This window comes from Gordonia malaquae NBRC 108250 (assembly GCF_000344135.1).
Taxonomy (GTDB): Bacteria; Actinomycetota; Actinomycetes; order Mycobacteriales; family Mycobacteriaceae; genus Gordonia; species Gordonia malaquae.
This window is the reverse complement of record NZ_BAOP01000005.1, coordinates 23988-44082: the sequence shown is the minus strand read 5'-3', so window position 1 is coordinate 44082 and position 20095 is coordinate 23988. Positions and strand designations below refer to the sequence as shown.

The window sequence follows — 20095 nt, the reverse complement described above, 5'->3', positions numbered from 1 at the left end:
ACGAATCGGACGCGGGGCCATGAAGCAACTAGACTCCTCAGGCGTGACGACCGTCGAACCCGATCCGGACTCCGGCCGAGGCGCCCTGCCCGCCGTGTCGCCGATCAGCGAAGTCGGCCGCTTCACGTCGACCTCCGTACACGCGGCGGCCGGAGTGGGGCGGCTCGCCGTCGGCGCCATCGGCGGCCTGTTCCGTGGTCAGACGCCCGGCGCGGCGGATGTGGCCCGCGAGGTCCGACGCACCTTCGAGCACCTCGGCCCCACGTACGTGAAGCTCGGACAGCTCATCGCGTCCAGTCCCGGCGTGTTCGGTCCAACGCTTTCCAATGAGTTCGAGACTCTCCTCGATCAGGTTCGACCCCTCGACTTCGCCCAGGTCAAGGCCCTCTTCGTCGAAGACCTCGGGGCGGCACCCGACGAGGTGTTCGCGACGTTCGACGAGACGCCGATCGCGTCGGCGTCCATCGCCCAGGTCCACACCGCCACGCTGCACAACGGCGACGAGGTGGTCGTCAAGATCCAGCGGCCCGGCATCGCCGGGCGCCTCGCACCCGACGTCGCGATCCTCGAGCGACTCGCGGGTCTAGTCGAGATCTCCGAGTACGGCCGCATGCTGTCGGCCCGCCACGTCGTCGAGGACTTCGCAGAAGGCCTGGGCGCCGAACTCGACTTCCGCAATGAGGCCGCGACGATGGCCGAGTGGTTCGAGTGTCTGCAGCCCGGTCCCTTCGGGGACCGCGTTCGCGTCCCTCGCGTCCACCCCGAACTGACGACCCGGCGTGTCATGACGATGGAACGCATCTACGCCACCCGCATCGACGACGCAGCCGCCGTCCGCGCGGCGGGTCACGACGGGGAGGCGCTCGTCCGCAATCTGCTGCTGTCGCTTCTCGACTCGGCGTTCCACGGCGGTCTCTTCCACGGCGATCTGCACGCGGGCAACGTCCTCGTCGACGACGACGGCAAGCTGGTCCTCCTCGACTTCGGCATCGTCGGACGCTTCGACGCCCGCACTCGCCGCATCCTCCGACAACTCGTCGTCGACCTGATCGTGAAACAGGACTACGACTCCGCGGGCCGCGCGATCTTCCTGCTCGGCGCGGTCCACAATCCGGGTTCGACGTCCAAGGGCGGCGACGACCTGCGCAAGGTCACCTCGCCGTTGTCGACGACCGAACTCGGATCGATGAGCTACACCGACCTCGGCAGGCAGCTCGCGGCCGTGGCGAAGGCGCACGACGCGCGGTTGCCACGCGAGCTCGTGCTCGTCGGGAAGCAACTGCTCTACGTTGAGAAGTACATGAAGCTGCTTGCGCCTCGATGGAAGGCGATCAGCGACCGAGAGATCTACGGCTACATGGCCGGGATCATGAAGGAAGCCGAACGTGATCGAAGGAGCCGTCTGAAATGAAGCGCGTCCTACTGGCCTTCACCGCGTTCTTCGGCGTCGCGTTCATCGCGGCAGCCGTCGTCATTCCCATCTACCTGGTGCCGAAGCTGAAGGTGGTGCCGCTCGACCTCGACATCACGTCGGTCGCGACGACCGTCCCGGCCCAGGGCGAGACCGGCGACCGCTTCCCGGCAGTCATCTTCGACCGTTGTTCGGTGACCAAGAAGAAGGCGGCGCAGTTCGACGCGCACCTGACTCAGCAGCGCCGTTCGGTGATCGTCGATCCGTCCGACGCCGACCAGGCCACCCTTCAGTCGGCGCAGACCGTGCGCATCGACCGCGTCCGCGACTCCGCGGGCACCGAACGCGACCTGACGATGTCGACGGACGGCGAGCGAGCCTGCGACGACGCGTTGCTCACGGCGACAGTCGACCGCGTGTCGGTGAACCGCAAGACCTCTGTCCCGAACGGTGTTGTCAGTTCGCTGCAGCTCGAGTCGGTCCCTGAGGGCGGCAACGTCGAAGACGCCTCGGTCCGTCTCGACGACCGCAAGGGCTTCCAGTACAAATTCGGCTTCAACGTGCAGAAGCGCGAGTACTACTACTTCGACACGAACACGCGCCAGGACTCCCCGGCGAAGTTCGTGGAGGAGAAGGTCATCAACGGCGTCAAGACCTATCACTTCGAGGCCGACGTGCCCGAGAAGGACCTGTCCGACCTGCCGAACCCGCAGGGCGACGCCGCGCTCGGCACGATCCTGAACATGCCCGCCAGCTGGTGGGGCATCACCGGCCGGGGCGTCAAGGCCAAGGACATGGTCGAGATGCACCGCTACGGCGCCGCGACTCGCCACGTGTACGTGGAGCCGGTGACCGGCACGATCGTGTCCGGCTTCGAGGAGCAGCACCAGTACTTCAAGTCGCCCGACGACAGCTCGGAGACCCCTCGCGCCATCCGCGAGTTCCGCATGGACGCCTTGAAGGCGACGTTCCAGTGGTCCGACGAGACGGTCGCGCAGCAGACCGACCGCGCGAAGCACTACGTGAACCTCCTCAAGTGGGGCGGCACGTACGTGCCGATCATCTTGGGTGTCCTCGGCGGTCTCCTGCTCCTCGCGTGGGTGTTCCTCGTCTGGCGCGGTCGCAAGAAGCCCGCCACCTCAGGCGACGATCCCCAGGACCCGCAGGACCAGCCGACCCTCGACGAGCCGACAAGCGGCGCTCCGCCCGCCGTCGCCCTCGACAAGGCCCCCGCAGACGAGACGCCGACCACGTCGTACGCGGTCACCGACGGCGCGTACACGTACGACCCGTCGTCGTTCGGCGATCCGAACCATCAGCGGCCGACGTTCGCGGCACCGTACGCGCCTGCGCCGGACACGACGGTCATCCCCTCTGTGGAGCCGGACGCCCCCGAGACCACGGTGCTCCCGGATCAGTCGCAGTGGCAGCGCGCCGTCCCCCAGGAGTCGGAGTGGCAACCTCGCCACGAGGCACCCGACGCCCAGACGCCAGGCCACGTGGCGCCGAGCCCCCTCGACGACACGGACACCGGAGCGTTCCGGTCGCCGTTCGCCGACCCCACCCGACCGATGCCCAACCCCGACCAGAACCGCGATCGGTAGCGGCGCGAGCAGCGTGAACTACCGGAGGAACGTCCGACAAAGGCAGGTGGCGAGCCATGTCTCTGCTTTGGACACACCATCACGATTCGATTACGCTGAACGACCGAACGGGGGATCGGGCCGGTCTCAGTCCCTTGATTACGATCTTCCGGCGGCTTCGGCCGTCGCAGACGAAAAGGAAAACCGAATGCTCTCCAGCGCCCGTAAGCGCTTGACTGCCGGTGTGCTCGCACTGGCCACGGCTGCCACCGCTGCCGTCGTCGTCACCCCCGCACCGCAGGCTCAGGCCGCGGGCGTCGTCGAGAACGTCTGGTCCGCCGCGATGCACCGCAGCGTCCCCGTCAAGATCATCGACGGCGGCGCAGGCAAGTCGAAGCCGACCCTCTACCTGCTGGACGGCCTGCGCGCCCCCAAGCACAACAGCGGCTGGCTCATCGAGACCAACGTCGACCAGTTCATGGTCGGCAAGGGCACCAATGTCGCGATCCCGTTCGGCGGCGGCGGCAGCTTCTACACCAACTGGGAGCGTCGCGACCCGAAGCTCGGCCTCAACAAGTGGGAGACCTTCCTCACCCGGGAGCTCCCGGCGTACATGAAGAAGAACCACGGCAGTGACAACCGCCGCAACGGTGTCGCCGGCCTGTCGATGTCGGGCACCGCGGCGCTGAACCTCGCATCGCGCCACCCGAACTTCTACAAGGCCGTCGCCTCGTACTCGGGCTACCCGACCGTCACGATGCCCGGCTTCGGCCAGGGCATCCAGGCCTCCGTCATGGAGATGGGCGGCAACCCGGTCAACATGTGGGGTGTCTGGCCCGCAGGCGAGTGGGCCGCCAACGACCCGTTCCTGACTGCAGGCAACCTCGCAGGCCACCGCGTGTACGTGTCGTCGGGCACCGGCGTCGGCTCCAAGTACGACTCGTCGCTCACCCCGGGCAGCCCGAACTTCAACGCGACCAAGTTCGCTCAGATGGTTCCGCTCGAGGTCGCCGCGTCGACCAGCTCGCAGCTGTACATCGCGCGTCTCGCGACGGTCCCGGGCGTCCGCCTCACCACGCACATCTCGCCCGACGGCGCGCACTGGTGGGACTACTGGCAGGCACGCTTCAAGGAGTCGTGGGCCTCGACCTTCCGCCCCGCCTTCTTCTGATCCTCTCCGCTCGTCGAGCGGAACCTGACGGCCGGCACCCCTCGTGGGTCGCCGGCCGTCGGCGTGTCAGCACTGGAGTCAGCAGGCCGAGCTAGGGTGGACGAGTGGGTACCGGACAGCACATTCTGACGAGTAAAACGCCGACGGCGGTGTTCCTGGTGGTGACCGTCGACGACGGTGGCGAGCAGGCCGCACGTGATGCACTCGAAGGCCTCGCCGGCATCGTGACCACCGTGTCGTCGCGCGTTCCGGACGCCACACTGTGCGCGGTCGTCGCGATCGGGTCGGATGCGTGGGACCGGCTCTTCTCGGGACCTCGTCCGGCAGAGCTGCACCCGTTCGTGGAACTGACGGGCGAGGTCCACACCGCGCCCGCGACCCCGGGCGATCTGCTTCTTCACATCAAGTCCGACCGCGCCGACCTCGCCTACGAGGTCGGACGGCTCTGGACGACACAGCTCGGCGACGCCGTCACCACCGTCGACGAGACTCACGGCTTCCGGTACTTCGACATGCGCGACCTGATCGGGTTCGTCGACGGCACCGAGAACCCCAACGGTCCGGACGCCGTCTCCGCGATCACCGTCGACCCCGATCAGGATCCCGACTTCGCGGGCGGCAGTTACGTCGCCGTGCAGCGGTACGTCACCGAGTTCTCGGAATGGAATGCGCTGCCGACCTCCGATCAGGAGGACGCGATCGGACGGAGCAAGCTCGAGAACGTCGAGATGGACGACGACACCAAACCGTCGAACGCTCACACTGCACTGACGAACCTCCCCGACGTCGACGGCAAGCCGCAGGACATCGTCCGCGACAACATGCCGTACGGCGACATCGCAGGCGACGGCGTGAAGGGCACCTACTTCATCGCATACTCGAAGACCCCGGCGATCACGGAGGAGATGCTGCGCCACATGTTCCTCGGCGACCCGCCCGGCAACCATGACCGGCTGCTCGACTTCACCACAGCGGTCACCGGAACCCAGTTCTTCGCCCCGACGGCCGAGTTCCTGGCCGACCTGCCGCCCGCTCCCGAGACCGAACCAGCCGAACAACCGACAACTGTCGGACCGTCCGACGGATCGCTCGGCATCGGATCGCTCCGCTGACCCCACCGAAGTGAACGACGGATTGAAAGGACACCACCCATGACCAATCTGCACCGCGAGCTCGCGCCGATCTCCAGCGCCGCCTGGGCCGAGATCGAGGAGGAGGCCACCCGCTCGTTCAAGCGGAACGTGGCCGGACGTCGGCTCGTCGATGTGAAGGGCCCGCTCGGCCTCGACACCGACTCGGTGACCATCGGCCATCGCACCAAGATCGACGCACCCGCTGACGGCATCCAGGCGTACCTGCGCAACGCGCAGCCGCTCGTTGAACTGAAGGTGCCGTTCACCATCACCCGCGAAGCGATCGACGACGTGGAGCGCGGTGCTGCCGACTCCGACTGGGACCCGGTGGTCAACGCGGCTCGCGACCTCGCACACGCCGAGGACCGGGCGATCTTCTCCGGCTACTCGGCGGCGAGCATCGCCGGAATGGCCGCAGGCGCCACCAAGATCGCACTTCCCGAGGACGTCCGCGACTACCCGGAGGCCCTCAGCCAGGCGATCAACGCGCTGCGTCTCGCATCCGTCGACGGCCCGTACTCTCTCGCCCTGTCGGCGGACCTGTTCGCGCTGGTCAACGAGACGTCGAACCACGGTTACCCGATCCGCGAGCACCTGCGGCGGCTCCTCGTCGACGGCGAGATCGTGTGGGCTCCCGCCATCAGCGGCGGCTACCTGGTGTCGACTCGCGGCGGCGATTTTGAGCTGACCATCGGCCAGGACGTGTCCATCGGTTACGACTCGCACGACGCCGATGTGGTCAACCTGTACTTCACCGAGTCGTTCACCTACTTGAACTACACCGATGAGGCGGCCGTCGCGCTCACCTGACGGCGCGGTATTCGAGGTGCCGTGACGCCGAGGAGTGCGTAGGGTCGATCGGGTGCTGATCCGACTCCTTCGCATGTACCTGACGAAGTACCGCAGTCTGATCATCGCCGTGATCGCCCTCCAACTGGTGGCGACCGCGGCGATGCTCTATCTCCCCACCTTGAACGCCGACATCATCGACCGCGGAGTCGCGGCAGGCGACACCGGTTACATCCTGTCGACCGGCGGGTGGATGCTGCTCGTGTCGCTCGTTCAGATCGTGTGCTCGGTGGCCGCGATGTACTTCGGTGCGAAGGCAGCCCTCGGCGCAGGCCGCGACATGCGCCACGACCTCCTGCATCGGGTCAACGAGTTCTCCGCACGCGAGGTCGGACGGTTCGGCGCGCCGTCGTTGATCACCCGCACCACGAACGACGTGCAGCAGGTGCAGCTTCTCGCCGTCATGTCGATCTCCATCCTGGTGACCGCGCCGATCATGGGCATCGGCGGCATCGCGATGGGCATGCACGTCGCGCTCCCGATCTCGTGGGTCCTCGTCGTGGCCGTGCCCGTCCTCGGCATCACGATGGGTCTGATCATCGGCCGGATGATCCCGGCGTTCCGTTCGATGCAGGAACGCATCGACAACGTGAACCGCGTGATGCGCGAACAGATCACCGGCATCCGCGTGGTCCGGGCGTTCGTCCGCGAACGGTACGAGACCCAGCGGTTCGGCGTCGCCAACGACGAACTCGCCGAGGCGACGCTGAAGGTCGGGCGGATGACGGCGTTGATGTTCCCCGCCGTCATGCTGATCACCAACCTGACGTTGATCGCCGTCCTCTGGTTCGGTGGACACGCCGTCGACGACGGGTCCGTCGAGATCGGATCACTCACGGCGATGATCAGCTACGTCATGCAGATCATGATGTCGGTGATGATGGCGTCGTTCCTCGCGATGATGGCCCCGCGTGCCGGGGTGTGCGCTGAACGCATCTGCGAGGTCCTCGACACCGAGTCGTCGGTGCACTCGCCCGCAGTGGGGGAGGAGCAGACCGCCGACGCGGCGATCGTCGAGTTCGACGACGTCGAGTTCCGGTACCCGGGCGCTGCCGAACCCGTCCTGTGCGGGGTGTCGTTCACGACCGCGCCGGGCACCACGACGGCGATCGTCGGCTCCACCGGATCAGGCAAGACGACTCTGGTGAACCTGATCCCGCGCCTGCTCGACACGACCGGCGGAGTGCTGCGCATCGGCGGCGTCGACGTCCGCGATCAGGATCCCGACCTGCTGCGGTCGGGCATCGGCGTCGTCCCCCAGCGGCCGTATCTCTTCTCCGGGACAGTCGCCACCAACCTCCGGCACGGCAAGCCCGACGCCACCGACGACGAATTGTGGGAGGCGCTGACAGTCGCGCAGGCCGCAGACTTCGTCAGGGCGATGCCCGACGGTCTCGACACCGCGATCTCGCAAGGCGGCACCACCGTGTCGGGCGGGCAACGACAGCGGTTGGCGATCGCACGCGCCCTCGTCCGCCGTCCTGCCGTCTACGTGTTCGACGACTCGTTCTCGGCCCTCGACCTGACGACCGACGCCCGACTGCGCGCCGCCCTGGCGCCCGCCACTCGCGACTCCGCGATGATCGTCGTCGCGCAGCGCATCTCGACCATCACCGGAGCCGACCAGATCGTCGTCCTCGACGCAGGCACCGTCGTCGGCATCGGAACGCACGACGAACTGCTCGAATCGTGTCCCACCTACGCTGAGATAGCCGAATCTCAGCTGTCGATCGGAGCCGCACAGTGACTCGCCCCGGAGCAGCCGGCCCGCCCGGAATGACGCCGTCGATGGAGAAGGCCGACTCGTTCGGACCATCGCTGAAGCGGCTCGTGCGCCACCTCGGCGCGTACCGGACGATGATGACCGTGATCGTCGTGTCGATCATCGGTTCCGTCGCACTCAACGCCTACTCGCCGAGGGTCCTCGGCGACGCCACCGACGAACTGTTCTCGGGTGTCATCGGATCGCAGTTGCCTGCCGGACTCACCAAGGACGAGGCCGTCGACGGGCTCCGCCAGTCGGGCCACGACACGTTCGCCGACATGGTCTCCGCGATGGACGTCGTGCCGGGACACGGAGTCGACTTCAGTGCCGTCGGACGGATCCTCGCGATCGTTCTCGCGCTGTACGTGGCGTCGGCGCTGTTCGGTTGGCTCGGCGCGTACCTGCTGAACAAGGTCGTCGTCTCCACGATCACCGACCTGCGCGGCCGCATCGAGGCCAAGATCCATCGCCTGCCGTTGTCGTTCTACGACGAGTCCAAGCGCGGCGACCTCCTCAGCCGCGTGACGAACGATCTCGACAACCTCTCGCAGTCGCTGCAGCAGACGATCAGCCAGTTGCTCAACTCTGTGCTCATGGTGATCGCGATCCTCGCGATGATGCTGAGCATCTCCCCGCTGCTGTCGCTGATCGCCCTCGCCACCGTCCCGATCGCGGCTATCGCGACCGGCATGATCGCAAAGCGCTCCAAACCGCACTTCATCGGCCAGTGGTCGTCCACCGGCGCGCTCAACGCACAGATCGAAGAGGCATTCACCGGCCACGAGCTCGTCAAGGCGTTCGGTCGTCGGGAAGCCGTCGAAGCCGACTTCGACGAACGCAACACCGCGCTCTACGAATCGTCGTGGCGTGCCCAGTTCATCTCCGGCATCATCATGCCGACGATCATGTTCCTGGGGAACCTGAACTACGTCGCCGTCGCCGTCGTCGGCGGCCTGCGCGTGGCGTCCGGCCAACTCAGCCTCGGCGAAGTGCAGGCGTTCATCCAGTACTCACGGCAGTTCACGCAGCCGCTCACCCAGATCGGGTCGATGTTCAACCTGATGCAGTCCGGTGTCGCGTCGGCCGAACGCATCTTCTCCGTCCTCGACGAGCCCGAAGAGGCCCCGGATCCCGAGAAGCCGGAGTCGCCGGAGGCCAGCCGAGGCCGCATCGTGTTCGACGACGTCTCGTTCCGGTACGTCGACGACCGCCCGCTGATCGAGAACCTGTCCCTGACCGCCGAAGCGGGCGACACCGTCGCCATCGTCGGCCCGACCGGCGCGGGCAAAACCACTCTCGTGAACCTGATCATGCGCTTCTACGAGGTGGATGAGGGGACCATCTGGATCGACGGCGTCGACGCCTCGCACATGTCGCGCGACGACCTCCGCGAACGCACCGGAATGGTGCTGCAGGACTCGTGGCTGTTCGGCGGGACCATCTACGACAACATCGCCTACGGCGACCCGACCGCCAGCCGCGAGGAGGTCCTCGAGGCGGCCAGGATCAGTCACGTCGACCACTTCGTGAAAACGCTGCCCGACGGGTACGACACCGTGCTCGACGACGAGGGCGGCGGCGTCTCCGCGGGTGAACGGCAGCTCATCACGATCGCACGCGCCTTCCTCGCCAAGCCGACGGTGCTGATCCTCGATGAGGCGACGAGCTCCGTCGACACCCGCACGGAACTCCTGATCGGCAAGGCGATGGCCAACCTGCGTGCCGACCGCACCAGTTTCGTCATCGCGCACCGCCTCTCCACGATCCGCGACGCCGACGTCATCGTGGTCATGGAGGACGGACACATCGTGGAGCAGGGCTCACACGAGTCGCTCCTCGAAGCCGAAGGCGCCTACTTCCGCCTCTACTCCGCCCAGTTCTCCGCCGCCGTCACCTGACCCGTCCCACCCGGTCAGCGGGCGGAGACGTCCGCCTCGGCAGTCCTCGCGGGCTCGCCCAACTGCTCCTTGAGCGAGCGAAGCGAGTCGAAAGGCGTCCCCTTCCCCCGGTCAGCGGGCGGAGACGTCCGCCTCGGCAGTCCTCGCGGGCTCGCCTATCGGCTCGCGCGCTGCGGAGGGCTCCGCGGACGTCTCCGCCCGCTGACCTCGTTGTGGTGTCTTCTTCCGGTTGCGTCGTTCCCCTCTCGTCATGGTGCTGTCTGTTCCGCTCGTTCCTGTTTCCGCGCTCATCGTCGTTCCTACGCTGGCGGCTATGACCGCCGCGATGGCTAGCGATGGGAGGACGCCGATCGGTTGGTGAAGCAGCACGAAGCCTGCGACGGCGGCGATCGCGGGTTCCAGGCTCAGCAGGACGCCGAACACGTTCTTCGGCAGGCGGCGCAGGGCGCTCAGTTCCAGCGAGTACGGGATGAGCGAGCCCAGGAGCGCGGTGCCCGCGGCGAGCGCGAGCAGACGCCAGTCGCCGACTGCGGGTGCCGCGGCGGCTCCTCCCATGGGCAGCAGCACGATCGATGAGATCACCAGGGCCGCGGCCAGACCACCCGTACCCGGTACGCGGGCGCTCACTTTGGCGCCCGCGAGGATGTAGCCGGCCCAGAAGAGGCCGGCGAGCAACGCGAACAGCACACCGATCGGGTCGAGCGACGTCGCGCCGAGCACACTGTCCACACCGAGCAGCATCATGCCGACGAACGCCAGACCGACCCACAGCAGATCGGTGCGGCGGCGCGACAGGACCGCCGACAGGATCAGCGGGCCGAGGAATTCGATGGCGACGGCGGTGCCGAGTGGGATGCGGTCGATGGCGGCGTAGAATGAGCCGTTCATAGCGGCGAGCACCGCGCCGAACGCGGCCACCGCACGCCACTGGGATCTGTCCCACCGGAGGACTCTCGGTCGGGTGATCGCGGCCAGCACGAGCGCCGCGATCGTCAGCCGCAACTGCGTGGCGCCCCATGAGCCGACGTCGTCGAAGAGGTGCACGGCCATCGCTGCTCCGAACTGCAGCGACACGCATGAGCCGATGATCATCGCCACCGCCGCGCCCGTGCGAGCCTCGCCAACCTTCATGTTCACGAGATCCACTCTTCGCCCGACGATACGATCAGTCCAGCGAATGTCTCTGGCGGATAATGGTTAGCAGTTCTGATGTGTTGAAGGGCCCGAAATGCTGAACGTCGCACGCCTCCGAGTGCTCCGCGAACTGCACCTGCGCGGAACTCTCGCCGCGGTCGCCGACGCCCTGTCGTACACACCGTCGGCCGTCTCTCAGCAGTTGTCCCAACTCGAGAAGGAGGCCGGGGTCCAACTGCTCGAGAAGGTCGGGCGCGGCGTCCGGCTGACCGATCAGGCGATCACCCTGGTCGGTCACACGGAGGCGATTCTCGCGCGCCTCGAGCTCGCGGAGTCGGAGTTGGCGGCGGCACAGCCCGAGGTGAGAGGAGTCCTGCGGGTGGCGTCGTTCCAGTCGGTTGTTCTCGAGCTGGCCCCCGCAGCGCTCACTCTCCTCGCCGAGCGGCATCCGCTGCTGCAGGTCGAGATCACGCAACGCGACGAAGTTCTCGGCAGCAGCGGACTCCTCGCGCACGAGTTCGACGTCGTCCTCGGCGAGGAGTTCCCGGGTGGACCCCATGAGATCCGCTCCGGAATCGACCGTGAGGATCTCCTCCGCGATCCGCTGCTCTTGGCGATGCCGTCCCACGGCCCGCTCGCCGACCTGCCGGCCGACGTGACGCAGTTGGCCGACGCCCCGTGGGCACTCGACCCCGCGGATCTGGCGATGGGGGCGTGGTCGCGCGACGTGTGCCGATCGGCGGGCTTCGAGCCCGACGTCCGCTTCGACACACCGGATCCGCTCCTCCAGGCGCATCTGGTTCGCAGTGGTCACGCCGTCGCCTTGCTGCCGTCGCTCATCGCCGACGCCCACCTGCACGGAACACGGCTCGCGTCGCTGCCCGGCAATCCCCACCGCCGTCTGTACACGGCTGCTCGGGCCGGGCGATCGGGTCATCCGTCGATCCGTGCTTTCCGGTCCGCGCTGGCACACGCCGCCCGCGGGTGAACTACCGTCGAGGCATGCCCGCATCGCGCATCGTCCTGCTCCGCGCCGTGAACGTCGGCGGCGCGAAGCTCCCGATGGAACGGCTTCGCACGATCGCATCCGACCTCGGCGCCACGGACGTGTCGACGTACATCGCGTCCGGCAACCTGTTGTGCACTCCGCCGGGTGATCCGGACTCCTTCGACCGTGCCCTCGAACAGGCGATCTCCGACGAGTTCGGGTACTTCCGCGAAGTGATCAGTCGGACGCCGGACGAGGTCGCCGCGGCTCTCGCCGCATCTCCGTTCACCGGCGGCAAGCATGCGCACATCTACTTCCTGACCGGCGTGCCTGACGCCGACGCGGCGGAGGCGTTCTGCGCGACCGACTTCGGCGGCGGGGAACGGTTCGCGGTGATCGGCGCCGACCTGCACATCGACTACCCGGAGGGTGCGGGCGCCACGAAGCTCACGCCGGCGAAGATCGCGAAACTGTTGGGCGTCACCGGGACCGGCCGGAACCTCCGGACCACTGCGACGCTCGTCGAACGGGCGCGGGCGTGACCGAGCAGCCGCCGGGGTCGGTCGACGCCCGGTTCACGATGGCCGCCGAACGGACCCTGCTCGCCTGGTTGCGGACCGCGCTCGGGCTCCTCGCCGCCGGCGTCGCCGTGTTGCACGTGGTCGGCGACTTCGCCTCCCCTGTCCTGCAGACGACGCTCGGAGTGTCGCTGGTACTGCTCGGCGGCGCGTCGGCGGCCCTCGGCGCGTGGAGATGGCAGCGGGTCACGCGTGCCCTTTCCGACGGCGGGCCGATGCCTGGACCAGTCGGGATCTGGGTGCTCGTCGGCGCCTTCGTGGTGCTGGCGGTCGTGTTCGCGGTCGCTCGATGACCGCCCGGTAATCTGGTCCATCATGAGCGCACCCGACTCCTCCGCGAAGACCGTCGAGATCTCCACCGACGGTGCGTGCCTCGGTAACCCCGGCCCTGGCGGTTGGGGTGCGATCCTCCGGTACGGCGACGTCGAGAAGGAGATCTCCGGCTCGGAGCCCGACACGACCAACAATCGCATGGAGCTGATGGCGGCGATCAAGGCACTGAACGCTCTCACTCGCCCGTCGACGGTGATCCTCTACACCGACTCCAGTTATGTCCGGAACGGCATCACCAAGTGGGTCGCGGGCTGGGTCCGCAACGGTTGGAAGACGGCGTCCAAGCAGCCCGTCAAGAACGCCGACCTGTGGCAGGACCTCATCGACGCCGAGGACAAGCACACCGTCGAATGGCGCTGGGTCAAGGGCCACGCAGGCGACAAGTACAACGAGATCGCCGACACCCTCGCCACCTCCGCCGCCCGCGCTCTTAAGGGGTGACCAGCGCTTCAACGCACCTTGCCTGCCGTTTGGTGCCACCAGATGACACCAAACGGCAGGTCAGCGGCACTTCGGGCACTTGTGGAACGATGTCAGAGCGCTGCGTTCGGACAGCGCACGAGCCACCTTGGCGGCCGTGGAGCACGGCCGCCCGATAACCTGCCCTGTACCAAGCCTCAAGGTGAGACGGTTCGCACTGACGGCGGCGTCTAGGTCCCGTTCCATATCTGCGTCCCGGTCGCGTGCACTGTTGTGGAAGCGCCATCCGTCAAGTTCGACGACGACTCCAGCGTCCGGATAGTCCAGATCCCGGTAGCCTTTTCGCCCGGACGTCGTCGGGGCCTGCCGGATCGCAGCCGGAAGGCCGTGCGGCCTTTCCACGTCGGTGAGGTAGCGATGCTCAAGCACCGAGCACGTGCCGGCAGCGATGTCTGTCAGCACGTCACGAACGAAAGCGCGGCGACGATAGCGGCCTCGTTTAGCGAGACAAGCGAGAAGTCGTTGAGCGGTCGTGACGCGAGCGTTCACCGCATCGGCGAGCACCGCAATCGTGTCGATCTCCGACGCCGCAGCCGATGCGACGTCGAGAACCGCCTCTTCGACACGCAGCCGAGGCGGCTGCAGATTCCACGCGACAGCCTCCTCGAGGTTCGATCGGCGATGGACCACAACACCCGGTCGCTTCGTGAACTTCCGATCGTCGGCGACCACAACGTGGATTGTCGCGCCTGCATTCGGGAGAACCGACGTGTAGCCGAGCGCGGCCGGGTACAGATCGAGCACAGCCGCCCACGCGCGCTGACGCCACGTGAGCGGTCCGGTGTGATTGACGTAGACGCCTGCGAAAACCACTGTCCAATCACGACGCCGAACAAGACGACGGATGTCGTTCGGCGTGTAGCCGCATTTGATGGCTTGTCGGCGCGCGATGACGCCGTCCTGCATCGAGAGGACATCGGCGACGTTCAGATCGGCGGTCGTGGCCACGCCCGAATCGTGGCAAATAAGGGCCAATCGGTAAACACCGTTGTCCACAGGTACGGCGTCGCCGACGAACCTGTCGTTTGGTGGCACAGGCCGACACCAAACGACAGGTTAAGGGTCTACACCTGGATCGGCGGGTAGAGCTGTTCCATGGTGTACTGCCGGTTTCGTCTCGCGGCCCAGGAGCTGATGGCCAGGCTGCCGAGCATCACGGCCGCTAGGACGGCGACGCTGATGCCGAGGCGGTAGTCGACGCCGCCGGAGATCAGCTGTCGCATACCGGTGACGGCGTACCCCATCGGGTCGTACGGGTGCAGGATCTGCGCGGGTTTCGCCGTCGTCTCCACCGGATATATGCCGCCGGACGCGACGATCTGCACCATCAGGAAGGCCAAGGACACCACGCGTCCGACGGCGACGCCGAGCACCGAGTTGAACATCTGTATCAGCGCCAGGAACGCGGCGGAGACGAGGAGCATGAAACCGACCATCCCCAGCGGGTGTGCGGGGTCGAGGCCGACCGCGAAGTGCGCGACCAGGAACATGACGACCACCTGCGCGATCGCGATCAGTACGGCAGGCCAGTACGACGCGAGGATCGCGCGGAGGCCGCCGAGGCCGTTGACCACCGGACGCGCCTGCAGCGGCTTGATCATCATCCAGATGATGATGGTGCCGATGAACATGGCGAGCGGCAGGAAGAACGGCGCGAAACCAGCGCCGAACGTCGGAGCCTTGTTGTGGGTGAACTCGTTCAACGCAACGGGCTGGGACAGATTCGCCGCCGTCTTCTGACGCTGCGCGTCGTCACCGAAGTCGGGGATCTGCTTGACGCCGTCCGACAGCCCCTTCGACAGCTCATCCGCGCCCGCCGAGAGCTTCGGCGTGCCCTCCGCGAGCTGTGCGGCCCCCGTCGCCAGTCGGTTGCTTCCGTCGGTGAGCTGGATCAGACCGGAATTGAGCGCGGCCGACCCGTCCTTCAGCTGATTCGCACCGTCGGTGAGCTGCCCCAACTTGCCCGCGAGCTGACCGTTCTCGAGCATCGCCAGCATCCCGTAGAGCCCGGAGTTCTTGTCACCCAACTGCCGCGACAGCGCGCGCGACTGCTGCGACAGATTGTCGACGCGTTGCGTGGTGGACGGATCGACACCCTGTGTCTTGAGGAACGTCTGCACCGGCTTCAGCGAGTTCGCGAGGGCGCGGGCGTTCGGGTCCCTGCTGTTGCGCAGCTGGGTCATCACCCCGGTGAGCACCTGCTCGGCCTGCGACTGCCCTGCGCCGACCTGTCCGACGACGTCGAGCACACTCGACATGTCCCGAGTCAGACGAGCGGCGTCGGCCGCGTACTGCGTGGGTTTGATCCCCGAGCTCGCCACCTGCGCAAGCGTGGCCTTCAACGGCCCTGCAGCCGAGTTGATGCCGTCGGCGAGCTGACCGGCGCCGTCCGCGAGCTTGGCCGAACCGTCGCGCGCGGTCACCATGTTGGTGGCCAGTTCGTCGGCGCCGGAGGCCAGCTTCTGGGCACCGTCGTCCGCCGTCTTGAGACCTGTGGCGAGTTGGTCCGCACCGTCGGCGGCCCTGGTCAGACCGGCACCGGCGGTGGTGAGCCCAACGAGCACCTGGTCGACGGCCTGCTGGCCGATCTTGTCGTTGAGCGTCGCGGTGACCTGCGCCGCCGCGTTCTGACCGATGATCCCGGCCAGGTAACTGTTGGCGTCGTTGAACTGGAAGTCGACCTGCGCCTTGTGCGGATTCTTCGTGGTCGCCGAGGCGATCGACGAGCTGAAGTCCTTCGGAATGGTGATCGTGAAGTAGTAACGGCCGTGGGCCAGACCGTCCGCGGCGTCCGCCGCATCGGTCACATTGACGCCGAGCTTGCCCGACGCGACGAGCTCGGTCTCCACCTGCTCGCCCGCGTTCAACGTCTTACCCTGGGCAGACGCCCCGGCATCCTCGTTGACCAGCGCGACAGGGACCTTGGCGACTTCGTCGAACGGATTCCAGAACACCCACAGGTACATGGCGCCGTACAGCAGCGGCATCAGGATGACGGTGACGATCGCGATGCGGGGCATCGCGCCTTTCGAATACCGCTTGAGCTCGGTCCCGAGGGACATTCCAGCCAACATCAGCGCTTCCCTTCCCCGGAGGTGAGTTCGTCGTGCGTCAAGTTCGGGACATCGATGACGAGGCGATGGCCGAGGTCGTCGGGCAGCGGGTTGACGGTCGACGTGATCACCGTCTGTGCTTCACCGAGGTGAGCGAGACGTCGCACCAGGACCCGCTGGTTCACATCGCTGGTCACCTGGTCGATGCTTCCGACCACCAACAACGGCGGACGCTTCGTGTTCGCGAGCGCGATCCGCAGGAGCATCCGGTCGAGCTCGGACAGGTCGTCGACGTATTCGTCGAGGTCGGGAAGCGGCAGGTCGCCGAACACCGGGCGGCCGAGACGTTCGAGGTCGTCGGCCCCGGCTTTGCCGATCAGTCGGTACCACGGTGCATCCCACCGGATCTGCTCGGTGATCAGGTCCACCACGCGCACCGCGTTGTACACGGCGTCGAGTTCGTCGACAGCCGCCAGTCCGGCGATCCGGAAGATCTGCTTCGCCCCCGAGCGCCCGAACACCGACAGCTCGCCGCCCTTGATCTTCATTCGACCCGCAAGCGTCATCTGCAGGGCGGTGCGGCCCGATCCTGCAGGTCCACGCAGCACGGTGAGCCCGCCCGTGGGGATGTCGAGGTCGATCGGCCCGTAGACCGGTCCCCACGGCCCTCGTTGTGTGATCCCCCGGGCGACGACTGCTGGCTGGTCAGCGATGGTCATGCCTGGAGACTAGTGCTCAAACGTCCAGGTCACGATTCAGACCGGCCGTAGAGTGTGCGAACAGACGTTGTCAGATTTACGGTGGCGGAGGTCACGCCACCGCCGCCGGGGCGTATGTAGAGTCGATTTTCTAAAGGTTTTGCAGATTTGTGGACGGGCCTTCCGATCGCATCGGAGTCACGCGAGGAGCCTCATGAGCACACTGTGCGCAACAGCCGACCTGACCGACGTTCAGCGCGACATCCTGTCCACCGTCCGACACTTCGTCGACAGTCAGATCCTGCCGGTCGCGACCGAGTTGGAGCACGCCGACGAGTACCCGGCCGACATCGTCGCGACGATGAAGGAGATAGGCATCTTCGGGCTGACCATCGACGAACAGTACGGCGGGCTCGGCGAATCACTGCTGACATACGCGCTGGTGGTCGAGGAGATCTCCCGCGGGTGGATGAGCGTCAGCGGCATCATCAACACCCACTTCATCGTCGCCTACCTGCTGCAGCAGCACGGTACGCAGGAGCAGAAGGACAAGTATCTTCCGCGCCTCGCGGCGGGTGAACTCACCGGCGCGTTCTCGATGTCGGAGCCGGGTCTCGGGTCCGACGTCGCCGCGATCACGACCTCCGCCATCCCGGACGACGGCGGTGGGTACACGATCAACGGCCAGAAGATGTGGCTCACCAACGGCGGCACGTCGTCCCTCGTCGCCGTGCTCGTCCGCACCCCCGAGGGCAAGGACCGCCCGCACCAGAACTTGACGACCTTCCTGATCGAGAAGACTCCCGGCTTCGGCGAGGTCGCGCCCGGACTCACCATCCCGGGAAAGATCGAGAAGATGGGATACAAGGGTGTCGACACCACCGAACTCCTCTTCGACGGCTACTCGATCGACGCGGCCGAGATCCTCGGCGGCGAACCGGGGCGAGGTTTCTATCAGATGATGGACGGCGTCGAGGTGGGGCGCGTCAACGTCGCGGCGCGGGCCGTCGGGGTCGCGCACCGGGCGTTCGAACTCGGGACGTCGTACGGCCCAGCAGCGCGAGACGTTCGGCAAACCGATCGCCCAGCATCAGGCCGTCCTGTTCCGCATCGCCGAGATGGGCACCAAGGTCGAGGCCGCACATCAGATGGTGGTCCGGGCCGCCCGCATCAAAGACACAGGTGAGCGCAACGATCTCGAAGCGGGCATGGCGAAGTACCTCGCATCGGAGTACTGCCGCGACGTGGTCGAGGACGCGTTTCGAATCCACGGCGGCTACGGCTTCGCGAAGGAGTACGAGATCGAACGCCTCTACCGCGAGGCGCCGATGCTGCTGATCGGAGAAGGCACCGCCGACATCCAGCGCATGATCATCGGACGTCGCCTGCTGGAGATGCATGCCGACCACTGATCCCGTCGGGACGGCCGGACGTCGGCAGTCGAAGTCGGAGGCCACTCGCGCTCGCATCATCACCGCGGCCGCGAAGGTCCTCGCCGAGACCGGGTTCGGGCACACCCGACTGTCGGCCATCGCCGACGAGGCAGGCATGCAGATCGGCAGTCTCTACTACTACTTCGGGTCCAAGGACGAACTGGTGGAGGCCGCTCTCGGCGAGGCGGGCGCGCTGATCCACCGAGCCGTCTACAGCGCCGTCGACGACCTGCCGGAGACCGCAACGCCGGGTGAGCGGCTGTCGACTGCTGTCCGCAGCTTCATCCGGGCCCGAATCGAGGTCGGCAACTTGTCGGCCGCCCACATCCGCAACTATCGGGACGTCCCGAAGGAGATGCGCGACCGTCTCCGCCCATCTCTGGAGCGGTTCTCCGAGTTCTGGGCCGCCCTGGTCCACGACGCTGTCGAGTCCGGAGAGATCCGGTCCGACATCGACCCTCGCATACTGCACATGTTCGTATTCCACACGTCCGAACAGATATCGAAGTGGCCTGCCGCCCTCACGACGTCGACGGCCGACACCGTCGAGGTGATGCACCGATTGATTCTCGCCGGGCTCCACGACCGCGATGACGGGGGCGATGCCCGTACGTGACCGGCATCGACTCAGGGCGCCTCTCGGCGAGCCGCGTAGGCGGCCTCGTACTTCTGCTTGGCGAGGGCGGCGTCGGCGAGCTGCCGCTGGGTGAGCGGCGAGTTCCCGAGCCCGTGCTGCTGGAGCCTGCGCACGCGGTTCTGGTCCTTGTACGACACCGAGTAGACGAACGCGAGAATCGCGGCGAGCAGCACCATCAGCGCCCGTATCCACCAGTCGCCGCCGAACCCGAAGTAGAACGCGAGGTAGATCGGGAGGAAGCAGAACTGAGCGCGGATCAGGTGCCGCGGGGTGGCGAACCGGCCGGTGAGATCGTTGCGGACCCACTCGTGCTGCGCCTCGGGGAGCTTCGCTCCGTACGCGTAGGCGATCCACTGCAGCGGGTTCGGGCGAGCGCTCATCTCCGGGTCCTCACAGACGTCGATTCAAGTAGTGCGCTATTGAATATTGCACGAATCAATGCGCGATTCAATAGCGCACGATCGATTGGGGCTACTCTGTGTCCATGAGCACTGTGATCGACGGCAATCCCCTCGAACTGCATCGGCAGGTCTGCTTCGCGCTCGCCGTCGCCAATCGGTCGGTGCTCAAGATCTACCGCCGGGTCCTCGACCCCCTCGGACTCACACACCCCCAGTACCTGGTGATGCTGGCACTGTGGGAGGACTCGCCGCTTCCGGTCAAGGACATCGGCCGCCTCCTGCAGCTCGACTCGGCGACACTGTCTCCCCTGCTCAAACGCCTCGAGGCCGGCGGACTGATCACTCGTCGACGCAACGTCGACGACGAGCGAATCGTCGAGATCCTTCTCACCGACGCGGGCGCGGCCCTACGAGAACAAGCACTGAGCATCCCCGGACAGGTGGTCGACGCACTCGGCGTCGACCTGTCCGACCTCGAAGAGCTGCACGCCGTTCTCACCAAGGTCAACGCCGCCGCCCTGCGTGCGGACGGCGCCTGACGTTCTGCCCG

At 66.7% G+C, this 20095-nt stretch carries 18 protein-coding genes and 1 pseudogene; 14 read left to right on the top strand and 5 right to left on the bottom strand.

Going from position 1 to position 20095, the window contains the following annotated elements; all coding sequences use genetic code 11:
• Window positions 1-19 precede the first annotated feature (19 nt).
• The 7 genes from GM1_RS04905 to GM1_RS04875 all read left to right on the top strand — a co-directional run bounded on the left by GM1_RS04905 (window position 20) and on the right by GM1_RS04875 (window position 9810).
• Window positions 20-1411, top strand: coding sequence for an ABC1 kinase family protein (locus tag GM1_RS04905; protein ID WP_008377010.1), 1392 nt, complete (start codon window positions 20-22; stop codon window positions 1409-1411).
• Entirely contained in the window at window positions 1408-3015 is a 1608-nt protein-coding gene (gene pgfA / locus GM1_RS04900) for a cell envelope lipid trafficking protein PgfA (RefSeq protein WP_008377009.1), read from the top strand. Before GM1_RS04905 ends, pgfA begins: the two co-directional genes overlap by 4 nt.
• 187 nt (window positions 3016-3202) lie before the next feature.
• The gene (locus GM1_RS04895; RefSeq protein ID WP_008377007.1) at window positions 3203-4165 is read left to right on the top strand and encodes an alpha/beta hydrolase; all 963 of its coding nucleotides are present in this window, start codon (window positions 3203-3205) and stop codon (window positions 4163-4165) included.
• 104 nt (window positions 4166-4269) lie between these two features.
• Window positions 4270-5277, top strand: coding sequence for a Dyp-type peroxidase (locus GM1_RS04890; protein ID WP_008377005.1), 1008 nt, complete (start codon window positions 4270-4272; stop codon window positions 5275-5277).
• 39 nt (window positions 5278-5316) lie between these two features.
• The gene (locus tag GM1_RS04885; RefSeq protein WP_008377004.1) at window positions 5317-6108 is read left to right on the top strand and encodes a family 1 encapsulin nanocompartment shell protein; all 792 of its coding nucleotides are present in this window, start codon (window positions 5317-5319) and stop codon (window positions 6106-6108) included.
• Window positions 6109-6160: 52 nt separating this feature from the next.
• On the top strand, window positions 6161-7894 hold the full coding sequence (locus tag GM1_RS04880) for an ABC transporter ATP-binding protein (RefSeq protein ID WP_008377001.1): 1734 nt from the start codon (window positions 6161-6163) through the stop codon (window positions 7892-7894).
• The gene (locus GM1_RS04875) at window positions 7891-9810 is read left to right on the top strand and encodes an ABC transporter ATP-binding protein (protein ID WP_008377000.1); all 1920 of its coding nucleotides are present in this window, start codon (window positions 7891-7893) and stop codon (window positions 9808-9810) included. The genes GM1_RS04880 and GM1_RS04875 overlap by 4 nt, the downstream gene beginning before the upstream one ends.
• Window positions 9811-9921: 111 nt before the next feature.
• Here GM1_RS04875 and GM1_RS04870 read toward each other — a convergent pair whose 3' ends face one another.
• Entirely contained in the window at window positions 9922-10941 is a 1020-nt protein-coding gene (locus tag GM1_RS04870) for an EamA family transporter (protein ID WP_040519565.1), read from the bottom strand.
• Window positions 10942-11038: 97 nt separating this feature from the next.
• Here GM1_RS04870 and GM1_RS04865 point away from each other — a divergent pair, with 97 nt between their 5' ends.
• From GM1_RS04865 to rnhA, 4 genes are read left to right on the top strand one after another with little or no spacing between them, the layout of a single operon-like run.
• On the top strand, window positions 11039-11932 hold the full coding sequence (locus GM1_RS04865; protein WP_008376998.1) for a LysR family transcriptional regulator: 894 nt from the start codon (window positions 11039-11041) through the stop codon (window positions 11930-11932).
• A gap of 14 nt (window positions 11933-11946) precedes the next feature.
• A complete protein-coding gene (locus tag GM1_RS04860) occupies window positions 11947-12474 on the top strand; it encodes a DUF1697 domain-containing protein (RefSeq protein WP_040519524.1) in 528 nt (175 codons plus the stop codon).
• Window positions 12471-12803 (top strand): YidH family protein, encoded by a 333-nt coding sequence (locus tag GM1_RS04855; protein ID WP_008376996.1) that lies wholly within the window; start codon window positions 12471-12473, stop codon window positions 12801-12803. The genes GM1_RS04860 and GM1_RS04855 overlap by 4 nt, the downstream gene beginning before the upstream one ends.
• A 22-nt stretch (window positions 12804-12825) precedes the next feature.
• On the top strand, window positions 12826-13284 hold the full coding sequence (rnhA, locus tag GM1_RS04850; protein WP_008376994.1) for a ribonuclease HI: 459 nt from the start codon (window positions 12826-12828) through the stop codon (window positions 13282-13284).
• Between the two features lie 60 nt (window positions 13285-13344).
• On the opposite strand, the gene GM1_RS04845 is transcribed toward rnhA, so the two are convergent.
• From GM1_RS04845 to GM1_RS04835, 3 genes are all read right to left on the bottom strand, one after another.
• Complete coding sequence (locus tag GM1_RS04845) at window positions 13345-14298, bottom strand: putative endonuclease domain-containing protein (RefSeq protein ID WP_008376992.1); 954 nt, start codon at window positions 14296-14298, stop codon at window positions 13345-13347.
• Between the two features lie 89 nt (window positions 14299-14387).
• Window positions 14388-16397, bottom strand: coding sequence for a YhgE/Pip domain-containing protein (locus tag GM1_RS04840; protein ID WP_008376991.1), 2010 nt, complete (start codon window positions 16395-16397; stop codon window positions 14388-14390).
• Window positions 16397-17095 carry a P-loop NTPase family protein gene (locus GM1_RS04835; protein WP_008376990.1) on the bottom strand — a complete coding sequence of 233 codons (699 nt, stop codon included), beginning with the start codon at window positions 17093-17095 and terminating at the stop codon, window positions 16397-16399. The genes GM1_RS04840 and GM1_RS04835 overlap by 1 nt, the downstream gene beginning before the upstream one ends.
• 193 nt (window positions 17096-17288) lie before the next feature.
• On the opposite strand from GM1_RS04835, the pseudogene GM1_RS04830 reads away from it, so the two are divergent.
• Together GM1_RS04830 and GM1_RS04825 are read left to right on the top strand one after the other, a co-directional pair.
• Window positions 17289-18486: pseudogene (locus GM1_RS04830) on the top strand (acyl-CoA dehydrogenase family protein).
• A complete protein-coding gene (locus tag GM1_RS04825; protein WP_008376987.1) occupies window positions 18473-19123 on the top strand; it encodes a TetR/AcrR family transcriptional regulator in 651 nt (216 codons plus the stop codon). Before GM1_RS04830 ends, GM1_RS04825 begins: the two are co-directional and overlap by 14 nt.
• Before the next feature lie 11 nt (window positions 19124-19134).
• Here GM1_RS04825 and GM1_RS04820 read toward each other — a convergent pair whose 3' ends face one another.
• Window positions 19135-19524 carry a DUF5313 family protein gene (locus tag GM1_RS04820; protein ID WP_008376986.1) on the bottom strand — a complete coding sequence of 130 codons (390 nt, stop codon included), beginning with the start codon at window positions 19522-19524 and terminating at the stop codon, window positions 19135-19137.
• 104 nt (window positions 19525-19628) lie between these two features.
• Here GM1_RS04820 and GM1_RS04815 point away from each other — a divergent pair, with 104 nt between their 5' ends.
• Window positions 19629-20084: a MarR family winged helix-turn-helix transcriptional regulator gene (locus GM1_RS04815; protein ID WP_052005317.1), complete on the top strand. Its 456-nt coding sequence runs from the start codon at window positions 19629-19631 to the stop codon at window positions 20082-20084.
• The last annotated feature ends 11 nt before the right edge of the window (window positions 20085-20095 follow it).